Annotated in this window: 16 protein-coding genes; 8 read left to right on the top strand and 8 right to left on the bottom strand. The window is 66.1% G+C overall.

Annotated elements, in window-relative coordinates; translation table 11 throughout:
- Nucleotides 1-67 precede the first annotated feature (67 nt).
- From tolB to ftsH, 5 genes are all read left to right on the top strand, one after another.
- Nucleotides 68-1384: a Tol-Pal system beta propeller repeat protein TolB gene (gene tolB / locus M4J39_RS17060; protein WP_251729621.1), complete on the top strand. Its 1317-nt coding sequence runs from the start codon at nt 68-70 to the stop codon at nt 1382-1384.
- A gap of 170 nt (nt 1385-1554) precedes the next feature.
- Nucleotides 1555-2061 carry a peptidoglycan-associated lipoprotein Pal gene (pal, locus tag M4J39_RS17055; RefSeq protein WP_251729620.1) on the top strand — a complete coding sequence of 169 codons (507 nt, stop codon included), beginning with the start codon at nt 1555-1557 and terminating at the stop codon, nt 2059-2061.
- Between the two features lie 286 nt (nt 2062-2347).
- Complete coding sequence (ybgF, locus tag M4J39_RS17050; protein ID WP_251729619.1) at nt 2348-3493, top strand: tol-pal system protein YbgF; 1146 nt, start codon at nt 2348-2350, stop codon at nt 3491-3493.
- A 1-nt stretch (nt 3494) separates the two neighbouring features.
- Nucleotides 3495-4802 (top strand): tRNA lysidine(34) synthetase TilS, encoded by a 1308-nt coding sequence (gene tilS, locus M4J39_RS17045; protein WP_251729618.1) that lies wholly within the window; start codon nt 3495-3497, stop codon nt 4800-4802.
- 82 nt (nt 4803-4884) lie between these two features.
- Entirely contained in the window at nt 4885-6807 is a 1923-nt protein-coding gene (ftsH, locus tag M4J39_RS17040) for an ATP-dependent zinc metalloprotease FtsH (protein ID WP_251729617.1), read from the top strand.
- A 135-nt stretch (nt 6808-6942) separates the two neighbouring features.
- On the opposite strand, the gene M4J39_RS17035 is transcribed toward ftsH, so the two are convergent.
- Nucleotides 6943-7785, bottom strand: coding sequence for a tetratricopeptide repeat protein (locus M4J39_RS17035; RefSeq protein ID WP_251729616.1), 843 nt, complete (start codon nt 7783-7785; stop codon nt 6943-6945).
- A gap of 202 nt (nt 7786-7987) precedes the next feature.
- Entirely contained in the window at nt 7988-8215 is a 228-nt protein-coding gene (gene rpsU / locus M4J39_RS17030) for a 30S ribosomal protein S21 (RefSeq protein ID WP_251729615.1), read from the bottom strand.
- 397 nt (nt 8216-8612) lie between these two features.
- Here rpsU and M4J39_RS17025 point away from each other — a divergent pair, with 397 nt between their 5' ends.
- Nucleotides 8613-9422, top strand: a complete 810-nt coding sequence (locus tag M4J39_RS17025) for a class II glutamine amidotransferase (RefSeq protein WP_251729614.1) — start codon at nt 8613-8615, stop codon at nt 9420-9422.
- A 6-nt stretch (nt 9423-9428) separates the two neighbouring features.
- Here M4J39_RS17025 and M4J39_RS17020 read toward each other — a convergent pair whose 3' ends face one another.
- The 3 genes from M4J39_RS17020 to M4J39_RS17010 form a co-directional block, all read right to left on the bottom strand.
- Complete coding sequence (locus tag M4J39_RS17020; protein ID WP_251729613.1) at nt 9429-10511, bottom strand: 5-(carboxyamino)imidazole ribonucleotide synthase; 1083 nt, start codon at nt 10509-10511, stop codon at nt 9429-9431.
- Complete coding sequence (gene purE, locus M4J39_RS17015) at nt 10501-10995, bottom strand: 5-(carboxyamino)imidazole ribonucleotide mutase (RefSeq protein WP_251729612.1); 495 nt, start codon at nt 10993-10995, stop codon at nt 10501-10503. Before purE ends, M4J39_RS17020 begins: the two co-directional genes overlap by 11 nt.
- Before the next feature lie 139 nt (nt 10996-11134).
- Nucleotides 11135-11347, bottom strand: coding sequence for a YdcH family protein (locus tag M4J39_RS17010; protein WP_251729611.1), 213 nt, complete (start codon nt 11345-11347; stop codon nt 11135-11137).
- A 462-nt stretch (nt 11348-11809) separates the two neighbouring features.
- Here M4J39_RS17010 and M4J39_RS17005 point away from each other — a divergent pair, with 462 nt between their 5' ends.
- Nucleotides 11810-12607, top strand: coding sequence for a sulfite exporter TauE/SafE family protein (locus tag M4J39_RS17005; RefSeq protein WP_251729610.1), 798 nt, complete (start codon nt 11810-11812; stop codon nt 12605-12607).
- A 116-nt stretch (nt 12608-12723) separates the two neighbouring features.
- Complete coding sequence (locus M4J39_RS17000) at nt 12724-13884, top strand: OpgC family protein (protein ID WP_251729609.1); 1161 nt, start codon at nt 12724-12726, stop codon at nt 13882-13884.
- Nucleotides 13885-13965: 81 nt separating this feature from the next.
- On the opposite strand, the gene M4J39_RS16995 is transcribed toward M4J39_RS17000, so the two are convergent.
- From M4J39_RS16995 to M4J39_RS16985, 3 genes are all read right to left on the bottom strand, one after another.
- Nucleotides 13966-14148: a YdcH family protein gene (locus tag M4J39_RS16995; RefSeq protein ID WP_251729608.1), complete on the bottom strand. Its 183-nt coding sequence runs from the start codon at nt 14146-14148 to the stop codon at nt 13966-13968.
- 241 nt (nt 14149-14389) lie between these two features.
- Nucleotides 14390-15424: a helix-turn-helix transcriptional regulator gene (locus tag M4J39_RS16990; RefSeq protein WP_251729607.1), complete on the bottom strand. Its 1035-nt coding sequence runs from the start codon at nt 15422-15424 to the stop codon at nt 14390-14392.
- 294 nt (nt 15425-15718) lie between these two features.
- The gene (locus tag M4J39_RS16985; RefSeq protein ID WP_251729606.1) at nt 15719-17437 is read right to left on the bottom strand and encodes a S9 family peptidase; all 1719 of its coding nucleotides are present in this window, start codon (nt 17435-17437) and stop codon (nt 15719-15721) included.
- Nucleotides 17438-17553 lie beyond the last annotated feature (116 nt).

The raw sequence follows: 17553 nt of genomic DNA, 5'->3' as shown, positions 1-17553 counted from the left end.
CGAGCCGGACTGGGCCGCATCGTTCGATCGGAACACGTCCGGAACACCCGTCTGGGAGCACCTCAGGATGCGAAAACTGGTCCGCACTCTCTTCGCCGCGCTGGCGGCCCTCGCCGCGGTCACGGCGGCGGCGCCATCCAGCGCCGAGATCACCATCAACATCAACGGCGGCAACATCCAACCGCTGCCGATCGCCATCCCGAACTTCGTCGGCAGCGGCGACACCGCCAACGTCGGCCAGCAGATGGCCGGCGTCATTGCCGCCGACCTGCAGCGCTCGGGCCTGTTCCAGGTGCTCAACCAGGCCTCCTTCGTCGACCGCATCACCGACCCCAACGCGGTGCCGAACTTCCAGAACTGGCGGGTGATCAACGCTCAGGCGCTGGTTTCGGGCGGCATCGTCCGCGCCGCCGACGGCCGCCTGCAGGCCGACTTCCGTCTGTGGGATGTGTTCGGCGGCACCCAGCTCGCCGGCCAGCAGTATTTCACCACGCCGGAGAACTGGCGCCGCATCGCCCACATCATCGCCGATGCCATCTACGAGCGGCTGACCGGCGAGAAGGGCTATTTCGACACCCGCATCGTCTTCGTCGACGAGAGCGGCCCCAAGGGCAACCGCGTCAAGCGTCTCGCCCTGATGGATCAGGACGGCGCCAACGTCCGCTTCCTGACCAACGGCCGCGACCTCGTGCTGACGCCGCGCTTCTCGCCGACTTCGCAGCAGGTCACCTACATGTCCTTCGGGGCCAGCGAGCCGCGCGTCTACCTGCTCAACATCGAGAACGGACAGCGTTCGCTCGTCGGCAACTTCCCGAACATGACCTTCTCGCCGCGCTTCTCCCCCGACGGCAACGCGGTGGTGATGAGCCTCGAGCAGAACGGCAACGCCAACATCTACGCCATGCCGATCGGCGGCTCGCCGGTTCGCCTGACCGATGCAGCGGCCATCGACACGTCGCCCTCCTACTCCCCCGACGGCTCGCGCATCGTCTTCGAGAGCGACCGCGGCGGCAACCAGCAGCTCTATGTCATGAGCGCCGGCGGCGGCAACGCCACCCGCATTTCCTTCGGCAGCGGCCGCTACGGAACGCCGGTATGGAGCCCGCGCGGCGATCTCATCGCCTTCACCCGCCAGTCGGGTGGCGGCTTTGCCATCGGCGTCATGAAGCCGGACGGCTCGGGCGAACGCATCCTCACCGAAGGCTTCCACAACGAGGGCCCGACCTGGGCGCCCAACGGCCGCGTCATCATGTTCTTCCGCGACTCCGGTGGCCCGAACGGCGGTCCGCAGCTGTGGTCGGTCGATCTCACCGGCCGCAACGAGCAGCGCGTTCCGACGCCCAACTTCGCCTCCGACCCCGCCTGGTCGCCCTTGCTCAAGTAATGAAAACGGCGGCGGCGGACGCTCGTCCGACGCCGCGTTTACCATCAAAAGGCCGCGAACCCGAGTTTTAGTGCTTCGTTAACCACGTCTCTGAACGTGGGCTTAACCAAAGCCGTTTACCAAGACTCTCGAAACATCCGGTCAGAACGTATTCGAGGATTACCGGTATCATGACGACAGCCACCAGACTTTTCAGCCGCCGTGGAGCGCTTGCTCTCGGTCTTGCCCTCCTCGCCGCAGCCTGCGCCAAGAGCCCGAGCGAACTCGACGGCCAGCTCGCGGGGGGTGCCGGTGGCGCCGGCGCCGCCACGCCCGGCAGCGCCCAGGACTTCGTGGTCAATGTCGGCGACCGCGTGTTCTTCGACACCGATTCGACCTCGCTCAACACCGAGGCCCAGACCGTTCTCGGTCGTCAGGCCCAGTGGCTGGCGCTCTACCCGAACTACACCGTCACGGTGGAAGGCCATGCCGACGAGCGCGGCACGCGCGAGTACAACCTCGCCCTCGGCGCCCGCCGCGCCAAGGCCGCGCAGGACTTCCTGGTCGCCCGTGGCGTTGCCGGCACCCGCATCCGCACCATTTCCTACGGCAAGGAACGCCCGGTCGCCCTCTGCGACCAGGACAGCTGCTGGGCGCAGAACCGCCGCGCCGTCACCGTGCTGAACACCGGCGGCTGATCTCCGTCCGCCGCCGCCGCCATACCCCAGGCACGATCATCCCGGATTCCCGCATGGGGGTCCGGGATTTTCGTGTCATGGCCGCAATGCCGCCGAAGTCCGGCGCTTTAGTGCCGGCGGAGGGACTGAAACGACTGCCGCGCTGTCCGGAAGTCCGTCCGCCGTCGTCGTCGGGGTTGCGCCGACAGCGGCATCATGGTCCTGTCTTCGACGAAGGCGCCCTCCGCCCGGCGGATCACCGGCCTACGGGAGGGCTCCGTCAGAATTGCCTGGGATAACCGCGCTGATGACCAGCCGTCTTTTTCGTCCACCGAGCCATTTCCGTTCCGCCACTCTGGCGGCCGCGCTTGGCATCGCCTTGTTCGCCGCCGCTCCGGCATCGGCCGGCCTCTTCGGCTCCGACCCGGTTCCGCCCGCCTCCATCCCCGGCCAGCAGGACGCCGCGCAGCAGGCCGTGCGTCTGGACAACGTCGAACAGCAGATGCGCCAGCTGAACGGCCGCATCGACGAACTGACCCACCAGATCGAGCAGTTGCAGAACCTCCTGAAGCGAGCCCAGGAGGACAACGAGTTCCGTCTTCAGCAACTTGAAGGCGGCAAGGGCCAGAAGCGATCCGAAATCGCTCCTCCCGTGGCTACCCCCGGCGTCGGCGCCACAGCGACCGCCACCGCCGACGCGCCGATGGATTCGGTCGGCAGCGGCGAGACTCTGCAAGCCGGCTTCGCCATCGACGCGCCCGGAACGGTCGGCGCCGCCCCGCCGCCCGCCGACGGCACGCTGGGTACTCCACCGGCGCCGCTCGGCACGCTGCCAGGCGCGATGGCCGAAAGTGCCCCACCGTCGGCGAGCGCCGTCGGGGGGCCGCTCGACCTGTCGGCGATCGCACGTGGCGATTTCACCCCTGACAACTCGGCCATCGCCTCCTCCGGCGGTCTGGCCGCGGCAGCGGGCCAGGATCTTGCGGCCGGAGGCGTGCTTGCCGCTCCGCCGGTCGCCGACCCGACCGCCGCGCCGCAGCAGATGGCTTCGGTGCCGCCGCCGACCGTGGATCCCGGCGCCGATTACGATCGGGCCTATTCCTCGATCGTCAGCGGCGACTACGTGGCGGCCGAGACCGGCTTCAAGAAGTTCCTCACCGACTTCCCCGGCGATCCGCGCGCCGCCGATGCCCAGTATTGGCTCGGCGAGAGCTACTATTCGCGCCAGCAGTATCGCGACGCCGCCACGTCCTATCTCGCCACCTACAAGAACCACCCGACAAGCCAGAAGGCCCCCGACAGCCTGTTCAAGCTGGGTCTGTCGCTCGAAGGTCTCGGCGAAACCAGCGCCGCCTGCGCCACCTATGGCGAGCTGACCAAGAAATTCCCCAAGGCGCAGTCCGGCCTTGTCTCGCGCGTCGCCACGCGGAAGCAGAAACTCGGCTGCAGTTGACATGACCGGCTGTTCCGCTTCGCCCGCCCCCCTCACGGCGACGTCGCGGGCCCGACTGTTCTCCCCTCTTGCCGGCCTTTGCCGTGTCGGCATCGCCGTCTCCGGCGGCCCGGATTCGACGGCTCTTCTGGTTCTGTTCGATCGCTGGAAGCATGAGAGCCCGGCAGCGCCCGCTCTTGTCGTGTTGACGGTCGACCACGGTCTCCGGCCGGAAGCGGCCCGCGAGGCCGACGCCGTCGTGGCCTTCGCAAATCGCCTTGGCCACCCGGCTGAAAAGCTGGTCTGGCGCCACGACGGGCCGCCGCCCGTAACCGACATCCAGGCCGAAGCGCGCACCGCCCGCTACCGCCTGCTCGTCGAAGCGGCCCATCGAGGCAAGCTCGACGCCGTCCTTCTTGCCCACACCCGCGACGATCAGGCCGAGACGCTGCTGATGCACCTGGCGCGCGGCTCTGGCGTCGCCGGCCTTTCCGGCATGCCGGCCGAGCGGACGATCGACGGCGTCCGCTTCCTGCGCCCGCTCCTCGACGTCACCAAGGCCGATCTCGTCGCCTTGCTGGACGATGCCGGCATTCCCTACGTTTCCGACCCATCCAACGCCTCGGATCGCTACACCCGCGTCCGCTTCCGCAAGACGCTGCCGGCCATCGCCGACCTCGGCCTCACCGCCGAGCGCCTCGCCGGCACGGCACGACGCATGGCCCGCGCCGAGGCGGCGCTGCAGTCGGCGACCGACGACCTTGCCCTGAGATCGGCCGTGAGCCATGGCGGTATCTGGTCGGTGGACACCGCCGCGCTGGCCGCCGCGCCCGATGAGATCGGCCTTCGCCTCATCGTACGGCTGATCCGCGCCATCCGCCCGTCCGAGCATCCGCCGCGCGCCGATGCGCCCGAGGGCTGGCATGCCGCCTTCCGGGCCGGCACCGTTCCCCGGCGCGCCACCATGGCCGGCGTCGTGCTGCACCTGCGATCGGATCGCCTCTGGCTCTATGCCGAGGCCGGCCGCACCGGCTTCCCCGAACTGGTCGTCGACACCGACGGCGACCACGTCTGGGACAACAGGTTCGCAGTGTCGATCGCTGGCGCGGAAGGTCGGCGCCTCGTGATCGCCGCGCGCGGCCCCGGCGCCCGCAGCGGCGACATGCCCGCCGCCGCCGCCGCCAGCCTGCCGACCGTTCGCGCGGCCGACGGCGGCGACCTTCCGGCCGGATTGACGATCGCGACCCGGCCGATCTGCCGGCAATCGCCTGGCGCAAGCGAGGATTGCCGGTCCGTGGCTTGGCAAGGCAGCACCGACAACCTATCTTAACCCGACACGGGCTAGGGTGATGGGGGCCGAACCCGCTCTCCCGGCTCCTTCCGCATCGCGCGATGCGCCTCAAAGGTCGACGATGAACGCAAATTTCCGCAATTTCGCACTCTGGGTCATCATCCTGCTGCTGCTGGTGGCGCTCTTCCAGCTGTTCCAGGGTTCGGACACGCGCCAGCCCGGCAATGACGTGGCCTTCTCGGAGTTCCTCAAGAACGTCGACCAGGGCTCCGTGCGCGACGTGACCATCGTTAATCAGACGATCACCGGTCACATGCAAAACGGCGCGACCTTCCAGACCTATGCCCCGTATAACGCCGACTACATCGGCGAGCTGACCAAGGCCGGCGTCACCATCGTCGCCCGTCCGCCCACCGAGAGCATCTCGTTGATCGGCACGCTGCTCAACTGGCTGCCGATGCTGATTCTGCTCGGTCTCTGGATCTTCTTCATGCGGCAGATGCAGGGCGGCGCCGGTGGCAAGGCCATGGGCTTCGGCAAGTCGAAGGCCAAGCTTCTGACCGAAGCGCACGGTCGCGTCACCTTCGAGGACGTGGCCGGCATCGACGAGGCCAAGGAAGACCTTCAGGAGGTCGTCGAGTTCCTGCGCGACCCGCAGAAGTTCCAGCGTCTCGGCGGCCGCATTCCGCGCGGCGTGCTGCTGGTCGGCCCTCCGGGCACCGGCAAGACGCTGACTGCCCGCGCCGTCGCCGGCGAAGCCAACGTGCCCTTCTTCACCATTTCCGGTTCGGACTTCGTCGAGATGTTCGTCGGCGTCGGCGCCTCCCGCGTCCGCGACATGTTCGAGCAGGCCAAGAAGAACGCTCCCTGCATCATCTTCATCGACGAGATCGACGCGGTCGGCCGCCATCGCGGCGCCGGCCTCGGCGGCGGCAACGACGAGCGCGAGCAGACGCTCAACCAGTTGCTGGTCGAGATGGACGGCTTCGAGCAGAATGAAGGCGTCATCATCATCGCCGCCACCAACCGTCCGGACGTTCTCGACCCGGCCCTCTTGCGACCCGGCCGCTTCGATCGCCAGATCACCGTGCCGAACCCCGACGTCAACGGCCGCGAGAAGATCCTGAAGGTCCATGTGCGCAAGGTGCCGATGGCGCCCGACGTCGACCTCAAGGTTCTGGCGCGCGGCACGCCCGGCTTCTCCGGCGCCGACCTGATGAACCTCGTCAACGAGGCCGCCCTGCTGGCTGCTCGCCGCAACAAGCGCATCGTCACCATGACGGAGTTCGAGGACGCCAAGGACAAGGTGATGATGGGCGCCGAGCGCAAGTCGCTGGCCATGACGCCCGAGGAGAAGCGCAACACCGCCTATCACGAGGCCGGTCACGCCATCATCGCGCTGATGCTCGACAAGACCATCGACCCGATCCACAAGGCGACCATCATCCCCCGAGGCCGTTCGCTCGGCATGGTGATGACCCTGCCCGAGAGCGACCGCTACAACTGGACCTACGAGAAGGCATTGGCCCGCCTGACCATGCTGTTCGGCGGCCGCGAGGCGGAGATCCTCACCTTCGGCCCGGAAAAGGTCACTACCGGCGCCGCCGGAGACATCCAGATGGCCACCGGCCTTGCCCGGTCCATGGTGATGGAATGGGGCATGAGCGAGAAGCTCGGCCGCGTCCGCTACCGGCCCAACGAGCAGGAAGTCTTCCTCGGCCACTCGGTCAGCCAGTCGACCAACATGGCCGACGAAACCGCCAAGCTGATCGACGAGGAAGTCCGTCGCTACATCGAGGAAGGCGAGACGAACGCCCGCCGCATCATCAGCGAGAACCACGACAAGTTCGTCGCCATCGCCGAGGCGCTCCTGGAGTTCGAAACGCTGACCGGCGAGGAGCTGCGCGGCATCATGAACGGCCGCCCGCCGGTCCGCGACGCCTTCGACGACACGACGCCGCCGCGCGGTTCGGCGGTGCCCACCACCAAGCCGCGCCCGAAGGGCGAGGAGCCCGACGGCGCCACGCCGCAACCGACGGCCTGAGCGCTTCGCGCACCCAGATGAGTCACAGAAGGCGCCGGAACACATCGTTCCGGCGCCTTTCGTTTTCTCTGGCGCGAATGCAAAACGGCCGCCCGAACAGGCGGCCATCATGATCTTTGAATGAGGGGGCCTGGATCAGCCCTGCGCCATCGTGGTCCGGAGCGCATCGCGGGCCGGGCCGTAGCCGGGCTTCAGCACCAGCGCCCGATTGATCGAGTCGCGGCCGCGCTGCGCATCGCCGGTGCGGATCTGGGCGATGCCGAGATTGGTCCAGAACTCGGCCGACTGCTTGTTGCGGTTGACGGCCGCCGCGAAGTCCTGCAGCGCGTCCTTGTCCTTGCCGACCTGAAGGCGGCTGAGACCGCGCGCGTTGTAGGGCTCGGAGGCATTGGCGTCGAGGGCGATGGCGGCGTCGAGGTCGGCAATGGCGCGAACGTGGTTGCCGCGGCTCTGGAAGACCAGCGCCCTGTTGTAATAGGCCTTGGCATCGGACGTGTTGAGCGTCACCGCCCGGTCGAAGTCGGCCATGGCGAAATCGAGCTGGCCGGACTGGCGATAGAGGGTGCCGCGACCGAGATAGGCCGGCTGGTAGCCGGCATTGAGCGCGATCGCCTGATTGTAGTCGGCCAGCGCCGCCTGCGGCTGGTTCAGCTGGCGATAGATCAGGGCACGGTTGTTGTAGGCTTGGTAGAAGCCGGGGTTGAGCTGGATCGCCGTGGTGAAATCGGCGAGCGCCTCCTGGAACTGCCCGGCTTGGCCATAGGCCGAGCCGCGCACGTTGTAGTTCACCGGGTTCTGCGGCTCACGCTGGATGGCCGTCGAGAGAGAGCCGATATTGGCCGTCGACCCGGCGTTGGGGTCGACCACCCAGATCGGCTCGTTCGTCGGACCGGACGTCGTGCAGGCGGAAGCCAGAAGGCCGAGGGCAACGGACCCCAGAAGACCGCGTAGGGCCGAAGACGTCGCAATGAACCGCATCAATCCATCCCTTTCAGGCAATACCGGACACAGCCGGACCGGCGAGCACCCTTACTCGGCGCTGTCGTCCGCACAATGAAACCGAAGAGCGGCCTTTAGGTGCCACACAAGCGGTTTGCGCCGGACAAAACAAAAGAGACGGCCGACTCGCGTGACCGTCCCTCGACTTCGACAAACAGCATCGGGCGACGGAGCCCGTGTATTAGTGGGTGCGACCCTTGACCGAGATCAGGCCTTCGCGCTGAGCCCGCTTGCGAGCCAGCTTGCGCGAACGGCGCACGGCCTCGGCCTTCTCGCGGGCCTTCTTCTCCGACGGCTTCTCGTAGTGACCGCGCAGCTTCATCTCGCGGAAAATGCCTTCGCGCTGCATCTTCTTCTTCAGCGCCTTGAGAGCCTGGTCGACGTTGTTGTCGCGAACGAGTACCTGCACGCCTGTTCTTCCCGTGGTCGGTCACCGTGAAACCCATCTTGCCGGGGCGGTCACACCCGCGGCTTCGCGTCTCAGGCGACATGATGAAACCAATCTCGCGGAAATGACAGATTTCCGCCGCGGCACGCCAGGGCGCCGCAAGAGTGGTGGTTCTCTAGCAAATCGCCGGGGACCTGTCCACTGGAGATCGGGCCGAATGGAGCGGAAAATGCGATCCCGGCCCGACCGAGGAGGTCTGTGGCAACCGCAAAGCCACACCGCCTGTTCTTCATGAAGCCGGTAGGTCATGGTTAACGCAATTTTGCCAAGATGGTCGGCATGGGTCTTGCGAGTGAGAAGTCGGGTCAGAATGGCTGACCTGCTCAACTGATGCGTCCGCGTCGAGGTCGCCCCTGTCATGTGCCGTTGGCTCGCCTACTCCGGTCGTCCGATTTTCCTGGATACCCTGGTCTCCAAACCCTGCCATTCGCTCATTCACCAGAGCCAGTCGGCCACCGAATGTCTCGCCGCCACCAACGGCGACGGCTTCGGCCTTGGCTGGTACGGCGCCTGGAAGGAGCCCGGCCTGTTCCGAGACGCCATGCCTGCCTGGAATGACGACAATCTGAAGAGCCTGACGCATCAGATTTCATCACCGTTGTTCTTCGCCCACGTGCGTGCGTCCACGGGCACGCCGACCACCCGCGTCAACTGCCACCCGTTCGCCAGCGGCCGCTGGATGTTCATGCACAACGGGCAGGTCGGCGGTTGGGACCGAATTCGTCGTCGCCTTGAGGCGCGCCTCTCCGACGCCCGCTATCGCGAGCGCCACGGATCCACCGATTCCGAAGTGCTTTTCCTGCTGCTCGACGCCGACGACCTCGATGCCGATCCGATCGGCGCCATGCGCTCGGTGCTCGCCGAGACGCGTCGGGCCATGACCGATGCCGGCGTGGACGAACCGTTGCGCCTCACCGCCGCCCTGTCCGATGGCGAGCGGCTCCACGCGTTCCGCTACTCCTCCGACGACCGCCCGCCTAGCCTCTACTGGCGGCACGGCGACGACGGCATCACAGTGGTGTCGGAACCGATCGACGCCGCCCACGACCAGTGGACCGCCGTCGCCCCGAACACCGTGCTGACGGTGGAGCCGGGCGGTCGCGTCAGCTTCGACAGCTTCGAAGTCGAGACGGTCCGCCGGGTCGCCGCCCGCGTTGCCATCGCCTGATGACAGTCAGACGCCCACCCGGTTGACGTGCCCCATCTTGCGTCCGGGGCGGCTTTCGGCCTTGCCGTAGAGATGGAGCCGCGCCTTGGGATCGGCGGTGATCTCGGCCCAGGCGTCGGCCTCGGCGCCAATCAGGTTTTCCATCACCGTTGGGGCAACGCTCTCGACCGAGCCGATCGGCCAGCCGGCGATCGCGCGCACGTGATTCTCGAACTGCGAGGTCACCGCACCGTCTTCCGTCCAATGGCCGGAGTTGTGAACGCGCGGCGCGATCTCGTTGACGACGAGGCGCTCGCCCCCGGCATCGCGCACCACGAACAGTTCGACGCCGAGCACGCCGACATAATCGAGCGCATCGGCGATGCGGCGACCAAGCGTCACGGCCGCGTCGGCGGACTCCGGGCTCACCCGCGCCGGCACCCGTGTTTCCTTCAGGATATGGTTGGCGTGCGAGTTCTCGCCGATATCGTAGACGGCCGACTTGCCATCGGCGCCACGCACCACGATGGCCGAAACCTCCAGAGCGAAGGGCACAAGCGCCTCGAGAATGAGATCGCGGCCACCGAGCTCGGCCACCGCCGCGACAAGCGCCTCGCGGCTGTCCACCTTGCGCTGCCCCTTGCCGTCGTAACCGAAGCGACGGGTCTTGACGATGGCCGGCAGGCCGGTCACGGCAATCGCCGCGTCGACATCGTCAACGCCGTCGATGGGGGCGAAGGTCGCCACCTCGGCGCCGGCCCCGCGCAAAAACATCTTCTCGACGAGCCGGTCCTGCGATGTGGCGAGCGCCAGCGCGCCGGGTCGGAGCAAGGTCTCGCCCGCGATCACCTCGGCGGCGCGGGCCGGGACGTTCTCGAACTCGTAGGTGACGACGTCGCAACGGCCGGCGAAGGCGGCCAGCGCCGCCTCGTCGTCATAGGCGGCGACGGTTTGCGCCTTCGACACCTCGAAGGCAGGGCTGTCGGGGTCCGGGCAATACACATGAACCGACAGGCCGAGCCGGGCGGCGGCGAGCGCCATCATGCGGCCGAGCTGGCCACCGCCCAGCATGCCGATCACCGAACCGGGCGGAAGCATTTCAGGCGACATCGACGGGCTCCTCGGCGACGGCCGCCGTCTGGCGGGCGCGGAACGCGTCGAGCCGGTCGGCCAGGGCGGCGTCCGACAGTGCCAGCACGGATGCGGCGAGCAAGGCCGCGTTGATGGCGCCGGCCTTGCCGATGGCCAGCGTGCCCACCGGGACGCCACCGGGCATCTGGACGATGGACAGAAGGCTGTCCTGCCCCTTGAGTGCATGGCTCTCGACGGGAACGCCCAGCACAGGCAATGGCGTCAGCGCCGCCACCATGCCGGGCAGGTGCGCCGCGCCGCCCGCTCCGGCGATGATCACTTTGAAGCCATCGGCGCGGGCGCCCTTGGCAAAGGCGACCATGCGATCGGGGGTACGGTGGGCGGATACGATCATCGCCTTGTGCGGCACACCTAGCCCATCCAGCGTATCGGCGGCGTGTTTCATGGTGGCCCAGTCGGACTGGCTGCCCATGATGATGGCGACAGGCGGCTTATCGGTCATCTCTGGAAATCCCCGGCTCGCGGCGTCGCCCAAGGCGGTAGGGTAAATACCGGGCGAAGGCAAGCCTTCGGCGCGATTCTCGTGCGGCCGAGCGAAAGCGCCGGCCCCTCGACTCGCAAGGCACACCCCACGTCTCGGCTCAGGCGATGATGTCGGGAACCTGCTGGTCCTCAAGCTGCTTGATGCGGTCTTTCAGCACCAGCTTGCGCTTTTTGAGGCGCTGGATCTGGATGGAATCGGCCGAGCCAAGCGACACCATCGCGTCGATGGCCGCGTCGAGGTCCCGGTGCTCCTGGCGAAGCTGCGCCAGTTCGAGCTGCACCTGTTCATTGGCTTCTTCCTGCCCCGTCATCCAGAAAACCCTTCGCCTTGTCCCCGCCGGCCGCCACGCGTCGGCTCTCGCGACAGTTTAGCAGATCGCCATTGCCTTTTCATGGTCCTCGGCGGAAAAGCCCCCCGTCTTTGCCAAGCGATTTCGTGGTGGGAGCGAGAAGCCCGGCTCACCCGCCGTCCAGACAGGCGGAGCTTAGCCGCCTCATGCCGATGCACCCGCTTTTCCGGGGAATCCGACAGCCACGCGCTTTCTCCATCTTGCCGCCTTCCACCGAATGTGTCTAAGCAATGACGGTTTCCCGCGACTGCCAGGGAGAGCGGCGCGCGGGTGACGAGTTCCTCCCGGAGACCGTCCGTGTCCGACCGGCAAGCCCGGCTACCGTCCCAAGCGGCGAATGACGACGTGCGGTTTCCAAATCGATACAAGCCGGCGACCGCCGTGCAAGCCCGTCGCCGCCGCGCCGGGACAGGTGACGACGCGATGATCGACGACCCTCTTTTCTACCTCGCCGCCATTCCGGCCGTGGTGCTCACCGGTCTGTCGAAAGGCGGGCTCGGCGCCGCCTTCGGTCTCGCGGCGGTACCCATCCTCGCCCTCGTCGTCTCGCCGGTCCGCGCCGCCGGTCTGATGCTGCCGATTCTTCTGATCTCCGACGTCGTCGCCATGTGGTCGTACCGGCGGCATTTCAGCCTCGACCTGGTCCGCCACCTGATGCCGGCGGCGGTTTTCGGCACCTTCCTCGGCTGGGCAACCGCCAGCTATGTGTCGGACGATGCCCTCCGCCTCGTCGTCGGCGGCCTCGCCATCGCCTTCGTCGCCCGCATCTTTCTCCTTGAGCGGGCACACGCACGGAAGGTCGCGAACGGCGGCGCCGCCGGGTTGCCGCCGCCGACCGAGAAATCGACGCTCGGCGCCTTCGTCTGGGGCACGCTCACCGGCTACACCTCCTTCGTCGCCCACGCCGGCGGGCCGCCCTTCCAGACCTATGTCCAGCCGATGCGGCTCAGCCCCACGCTGTTCGCCGGCACGGCGGCCATCTTCTTCGGCGCGCTCAACATGATGAAGGTGATCCCCTACGCCATGCTCGGCCAGTTTACCGCCGAAAACCTCTTGATGTCGGCCATTCTGGCGCCGGTGACCGTCGCTTCCACCTATGTGGGCGTGAAGGCCGTCAAGCGGATCGACGAGCGGCTGTTCTACCGAATCCTGACCATTTCGGTGTTCGCCGTCGGTCTGAAGCTGATTTACGACGGCGCTATGCATCTCTTCGGCCTCTGACGCGTTTAGGCGTTGCGGCCACAGTTCCGCCGCGCCTTTGCCGAGGTCGGCGGCTAAGCTTTTCGGGACACGATTGCGCGGAAGGCCCACGAGGCGGACCGAGACGGGAGAATGGAATGAATATCAAGCCGCTCGGCAAACGGGATCACCGCATCGACATCCTGCGGGCCCTGGCGCTTCTGTCCATTTTCATCAACCACATTCCCGGCAATGTGCTCGAGCCCTTCACGCACAAGAACTTCGGCCTGTCCGACTCGGCCGAAGCCTTCGTCCTGCTGGCGGGCGTCGCATCGGCCTTCGCCTATTTCCCGCGTTTCGCCGCCGGCGCCATCGCCCTGCCGCTCGCCAAGATCGCCAAGCGCGTGGTCGTGCTCTACGTCGCCCACCTTGCCTCGCTGATGGTCGGCCTCGGCATCTTCTGCATCGGGCTCCAGCAATGGGGCATGCCGATCCTAGACATTCCCCTCAACATCGACACCATCTTCGCCCAGCCGACCAAGGCCTTCATCGGCATTCCGCTGATGACGCAGCAGATCGGCTATCACAACATCCTGCCGCTCTATGTCTGCCTGCTGATCTTCCTGCCGGTCCTGATGGCGGTTGCTCGCTTCTTCGGCCTCGGCGCCATGCTCTTCACCTCGGTCGCCATCTACGCCGCCGCCCATGTGTTCGGCCTCAACATGCCGGCCTACCCGGGCAACGGCGGCTGGTTCTTCAACCCGATCACCTGGCAGCTCATCTTCGGTGTCGGCTTCTTCGTCGGCGTTCGCGTATTGCGCGGCCAAACGCCGGTTCCCTACTACCGGCCGCTCTGGTGGCTGGCGCTCGCCTACCTGGTCGCCACCTGCATCTACCATCGCTACAATCTCTACGGCACCATCCCCAGCGTCAGCTGGCTGCCGCACAATTTCCAGGTCAACGAGAAGCCCTGGGTGGCGCTGCCGCGCCTTCTGCACATCCTGTCGCTCGCCTATGTCATCGGCCACAGCCGACTGATCATGGGCTGGCTCGGCCGGCTGTCGCCGGACGGCGTTCTGTCGCGCATCGGCAGGAACTCCCTGCCGGTGTTCTGGCTCGGCACGGCGCTGTCGGTGGTGGGCCAGGTGACGATGTTCGCGGCCAAGCTGGGTGCCGTCGGCCAGATCGCCTTCATCGCCTTCGGCATCCTCGCCCAGGCCGCCCTCGCCTATTTCCTGGATTATCTGGGCAAGGCCAGCAAGACCAAGCCCGCTCCGAAGCCGGTGCCCGAACAAACCCAGGAGCCGATCGCAGCCTGATCCACACCGCCCCAAAACAAAACGCCACGGACCAGAGGCCGTGGCGCTTGCCGGATCAGTGGATTCCGAACCGCAATGTCCTTAGTGGAGGACCTTGGTATCGGACGAAAGCTTGACGATCTCGTCCTTCAGGGCCAGCTTTTGCCGCTTCAACTCGCGCAATGTCGTACCGTCCATGCTCGGGTGCTGGTTGGCCTCGTCGAGCTCGCGCTCGAGGGCGGCGTGACGGCGTTCGAGCTCTGCAATGTGCGACTGAACAGACATTCGGGCCTCCTTGCTGTGGGCTAAGCCTCAACACACTCATCGTGTCACAATTTTGATATGAAGTCGATGCCCGCGGAGTTCAAGGCGCCCGGCCACGTTTATAAATTGCGCTTATCCAGATAATTATTGTGTATAATTGCGCACATTGACCACATGTGTTTCCGATTGTTGCGCTATCGACCAAGGTCTCAATCAATCACCCCGACGGAAGAGACCAGGATCAGTAAAAAGCCGGACAGCCTCAACAGGCTCCATGGCAAGGGTTGGTCCCACGCCAAACGTCTTGCGCCGGTGCGGCCGGCACGAAGTCACCTCTGCCTTCTCCGTTCGAGCAGCCACGCTCGCGAAATGTGCGGGGCGTGGTGCCGAAGCGTTCCTTGAACGCACGATGGAAGTGCGCCGTGGCGACGAACCCGCACGAAAAGCCGATCCACTCGATGCTTCGCAGGGCGTATGCGGGTGCCAGAAGATACTCTTCCGCGCGTGCCAGACGCTGAGACAACAGCCAGGATGAAAACGTCTCGCCCTCGGCGGCAAAGCGGTTCTGCACGGTGCGCTCCGAACAGCGAAAGGCGCCCGCCACCGCCTCGATGCTCAACCCCGGTTCCGACAGGCGGCTCAGAACGTAGCTTTTCAGCGAGGCGATGCCGACATTCGGCGCCCCACGCCGCCGACCGTCCCGGTCGGCTACCTCGCCCAGCGACAGAAGCATCGCCTTGGTCGCATTGGCCGCCGCGTGGGCAGCGACGACGTTGTCGAGTCGCAAGGCCTTGACCAGCACGCGATACTGATCGGAGATCAGGGAGCCAAGGCGGGAGTCGGACAAGCTCGAGTTGATTTTGAGGAACGACACATCGTCGCCGAAGGCCATGCGCGGAATCTGGAAACAATGGAGAACAACCCGCTCTCCCCTCGGCAGGCGCAGCTCGAACTCGTTGGCGTTGTCGATGATGCGCAGCGCCCCGTATCGAACGTCGCCGCTCCCCAGCGCGTCGCTCAGGAAATAATCGCCGCCGTCGCAGTAGTTCACGCTGACCCTGTCGCCGGGCGAACAGCGCAAGGCCGAACTGGAGCGCCGCACTTCATGCTCGGAACCAGTGATCCGACAGACCTGGATGTCGCCGATGTCGATCGTATCGAACCGGGCGTCCAGCGTCTGGCCCTTGGGCTCCACCAGTTCAAGCCCGTCGAAACAGGCGGCCACCCTTTCCCGGAAGTAGGAGAATCTGTCGTCCTGAGCAACATCGGTCGTCGACACGATCATCCGCGATGACATTTGACCTCGGCTCCCAAATGATGGTTCCGAACCACGTTCGTTCGTGCCGATCGGAACACCGGCGCCATCCTATCTTGATTGCGAACTGACCCTTATCAGACGAACGTCTAGAGCATATCGGCGAACCCAGGTTCGCCGATATGCTCTATCTCTCTGTTTCCGCGCAACTCCGAACGCAAAACCGGTGCCCACTTTTGCTGGAGTTGCTCTAGCTGCCCGATTCCAGGCAGAAGCGCGTGAAGACGCAAAAGCCGGCGAGTTGCCCCGCCGGCTTGAAGATCGACGCGCGTTGGCTCAGGCGAAGTGCGTCGCCGTCCCCACCGTCAGGTACCAGGTCACCAGCAGGCCACAGATCAGCGCGCCCGGCAGCGACGACCCCGTACGCCGCCAGGTGAAGGTCGAGATGAACCCCACGGCGGTGAAGACGGGCAGGAAGTTCAGGCCGATGATCGTCGACAGCGGCATCAGCGGCGGGTTGGAGGCGATCGGATTGATCAGCTCGCCCGTCAGCCAGAGGTGCCCGTACTGAACGGCTTCGAGGATGGCGAAGCCGAGGACAAGCGCCAGAACCGTCACGGCATAGTGACGGGCTGCCGGCATGCCCGGCGAGCTGAAGTTGCGATGCAACATGTGCAAGGACACGACAAAGAAGGCCGTGAACGGCAGCAGGTAGAGAAGGAAAGCCTTGAACTGGGCCACGCTGGGCAGTTTCAGGGCAAAGAACCAGAACCGCAGGTCGATCTTGAACGCCGCATCCGCCAGCCAGACGGCCACATAGCCGATGGCGACAACGGCGATGGCGATGAGCAGGGAGGGAAGGATGACGCCCCGACGCTCGAAAGACCTGGGGGCCCAGCGCAACAGGACCAGGGTGATGATCAGGTTGACGATCGCCCAGGTCATGACCTGGCTGGTGAACGTCTGCCGAAACACCGCCGACGCCGGCAGGATGACCTCGCCAAGCATGAAGGCCGGATAGTAGGTGAGCGGCGGGATCAGCACGGTCATCCAGAAGGCCGCATGGGTCCGCTTGCCCGACTGGGGCTCGACGGCCGCGGCAGCCGGATTCCCCGAGCGCAGGGACGCGAAGACCGGCAGGCCGAGCAGAATGTCGAACATGCCGAGCAGCAGCACCACGAAGCCCACCAACGCCATGCCGGTTCCGATCTCCTTGTGGAACCAGATCTGATCGTCCGTGGGCAGCGCCGTGCCGCCGGTCAGCGTCCTGCCGAACCAGTCGACCGCATAGCCGATCGCCTCGTGGCTGATGTGATCGCCCGGATGGGTAACGGCCGGCTGCTGGAGGACACGCGCCGTCCCCTGGGCGATGTCGCCATAGATCCTGCCGACCTCGATGGGCTCCTGCACGCCGAACACCGCCTGGATCTTGGGCGTCGCCCCGAGTGCCGTGGGCTTGGGGCTACCCCACATGAGGGCCGAGAACTCGTCGTACTTGGAGAAGACGACCGCGAGATTGCGCGGCCAGCTCGGATCGCCCTCCTTGGCGAACGGTGCCCCGGTCGACGAGCCCTCCAGCACGACGGCCTTGTAGGCATCGGGCATCTCCGCCGCCGCCGCGAGAACCGTCCACCCTCCCATGGAGTGCCCTTCGAGGCCGATGTTGTCCTTGTCGACGAAAGGCAGGCTGCGCAGATAGCGCAGGCCGTCCGGGCCGCCGAAGCTGTAGCCGAACGCCGGCGGATCGCTGTAGCCATGGCCGGCCTGGTCGAGGGCGACGACGACGTAGCCGCGCCGGGCAAATTCGATGGCGAAGCCGCTCTGCGCCTCGCGCGAGTTGAAATAGCCGTGTACGGCCAGGATGCCCGGCGCCGGATGCTCTTCCGTGGCCGTCGGCGGAATGTAGACGAGGGCACTCATGGTGTTGCCCTTCTCGCCGACAAACCGCACGTCCTCGATCCGAATGCCGCCCGACGTCTGAGTGAAATAGGCCAGCACCCCGCCGACCAGCATGATCACCGCGCCGATGATCGCCAGCAATGCCCTGCGTCTCATTTACCCCTCCCGTGATCCGGCCCGGTCTCCGCGAGGAGAGAAGGTGTCGCCGGCACCCTCCTCCGGGTGGCGCGACCGATCCGCACCTCTCCCTGCACGGACGGACTCATCCAAGT

The sequence above is a fragment of the Pleomorphomonas sp. NRK KF1 genome, from assembly GCF_023721755.1.
Lineage (GTDB): Bacteria > Pseudomonadota > Alphaproteobacteria > Rhizobiales > Pleomorphomonadaceae > Pleomorphomonas.
Note: the sequence above shows the minus strand (reverse complement) of the source record. Positions and strands in the feature narration are given on the sequence as shown.

What these genes read in the sequence shown, in the direction of transcription:
- M4J39_RS17035 (WP_251729616.1), bottom strand. Translation starts at nt 7,785, where the DNA reads ATGCGGTTCATTGCGACGTCTTCGGCCCTACGCGGTCTTCTGGGGTCC.
- M4J39_RS17020 (WP_251729613.1), bottom strand. Translation starts at nt 10,511, where the DNA reads ATGTCGCCTGAAATGCTTCCGCCCGGTTCGGTGATCGGCATGCTGGGC.
- M4J39_RS16990 (WP_251729607.1), bottom strand. Translation starts at nt 15,424, where the DNA reads ATGTCATCGCGGATGATCGTGTCGACGACCGATGTTGCTCAGGACGAC.
- M4J39_RS17005 (WP_251729610.1), top strand. Translation starts at nt 11,810, where the DNA reads ATGATCGACGACCCTCTTTTCTACCTCGCCGCCATTCCGGCCGTGGTG.
- tolB (WP_251729621.1), top strand. Translation starts at nt 68, where the DNA reads ATGCGAAAACTGGTCCGCACTCTCTTCGCCGCGCTGGCGGCCCTCGCC.
- ybgF (WP_251729619.1), top strand. Translation starts at nt 2,348, where the DNA reads ATGACCAGCCGTCTTTTTCGTCCACCGAGCCATTTCCGTTCCGCCACT.
- M4J39_RS17025 (WP_251729614.1), top strand. Translation starts at nt 8,613, where the DNA reads ATGTGCCGTTGGCTCGCCTACTCCGGTCGTCCGATTTTCCTGGATACC.
- pal (WP_251729620.1), top strand. Translation starts at nt 1,555, where the DNA reads ATGACGACAGCCACCAGACTTTTCAGCCGCCGTGGAGCGCTTGCTCTC.
- tilS (WP_251729618.1), top strand. Translation starts at nt 3,495, where the DNA reads ATGACCGGCTGTTCCGCTTCGCCCGCCCCCCTCACGGCGACGTCGCGG.
- ftsH (WP_251729617.1), top strand. Translation starts at nt 4,885, where the DNA reads ATGAACGCAAATTTCCGCAATTTCGCACTCTGGGTCATCATCCTGCTG.
- purE (WP_251729612.1), bottom strand. Translation starts at nt 10,995, where the DNA reads ATGACCGATAAGCCGCCTGTCGCCATCATCATGGGCAGCCAGTCCGAC.
- M4J39_RS17010 (WP_251729611.1), bottom strand. Translation starts at nt 11,347, where the DNA reads ATGACGGGGCAGGAAGAAGCCAATGAACAGGTGCAGCTCGAACTGGCG.
- M4J39_RS17000 (WP_251729609.1), top strand. Translation starts at nt 12,724, where the DNA reads ATGAATATCAAGCCGCTCGGCAAACGGGATCACCGCATCGACATCCTG.
- M4J39_RS16985 (WP_251729606.1), bottom strand. Translation starts at nt 17,437, where the DNA reads ATGAGACGCAGGGCATTGCTGGCGATCATCGGCGCGGTGATCATGCTG.
- M4J39_RS16995 (WP_251729608.1), bottom strand. Translation starts at nt 14,148, where the DNA reads ATGTCTGTTCAGTCGCACATTGCAGAGCTCGAACGCCGTCACGCCGCC.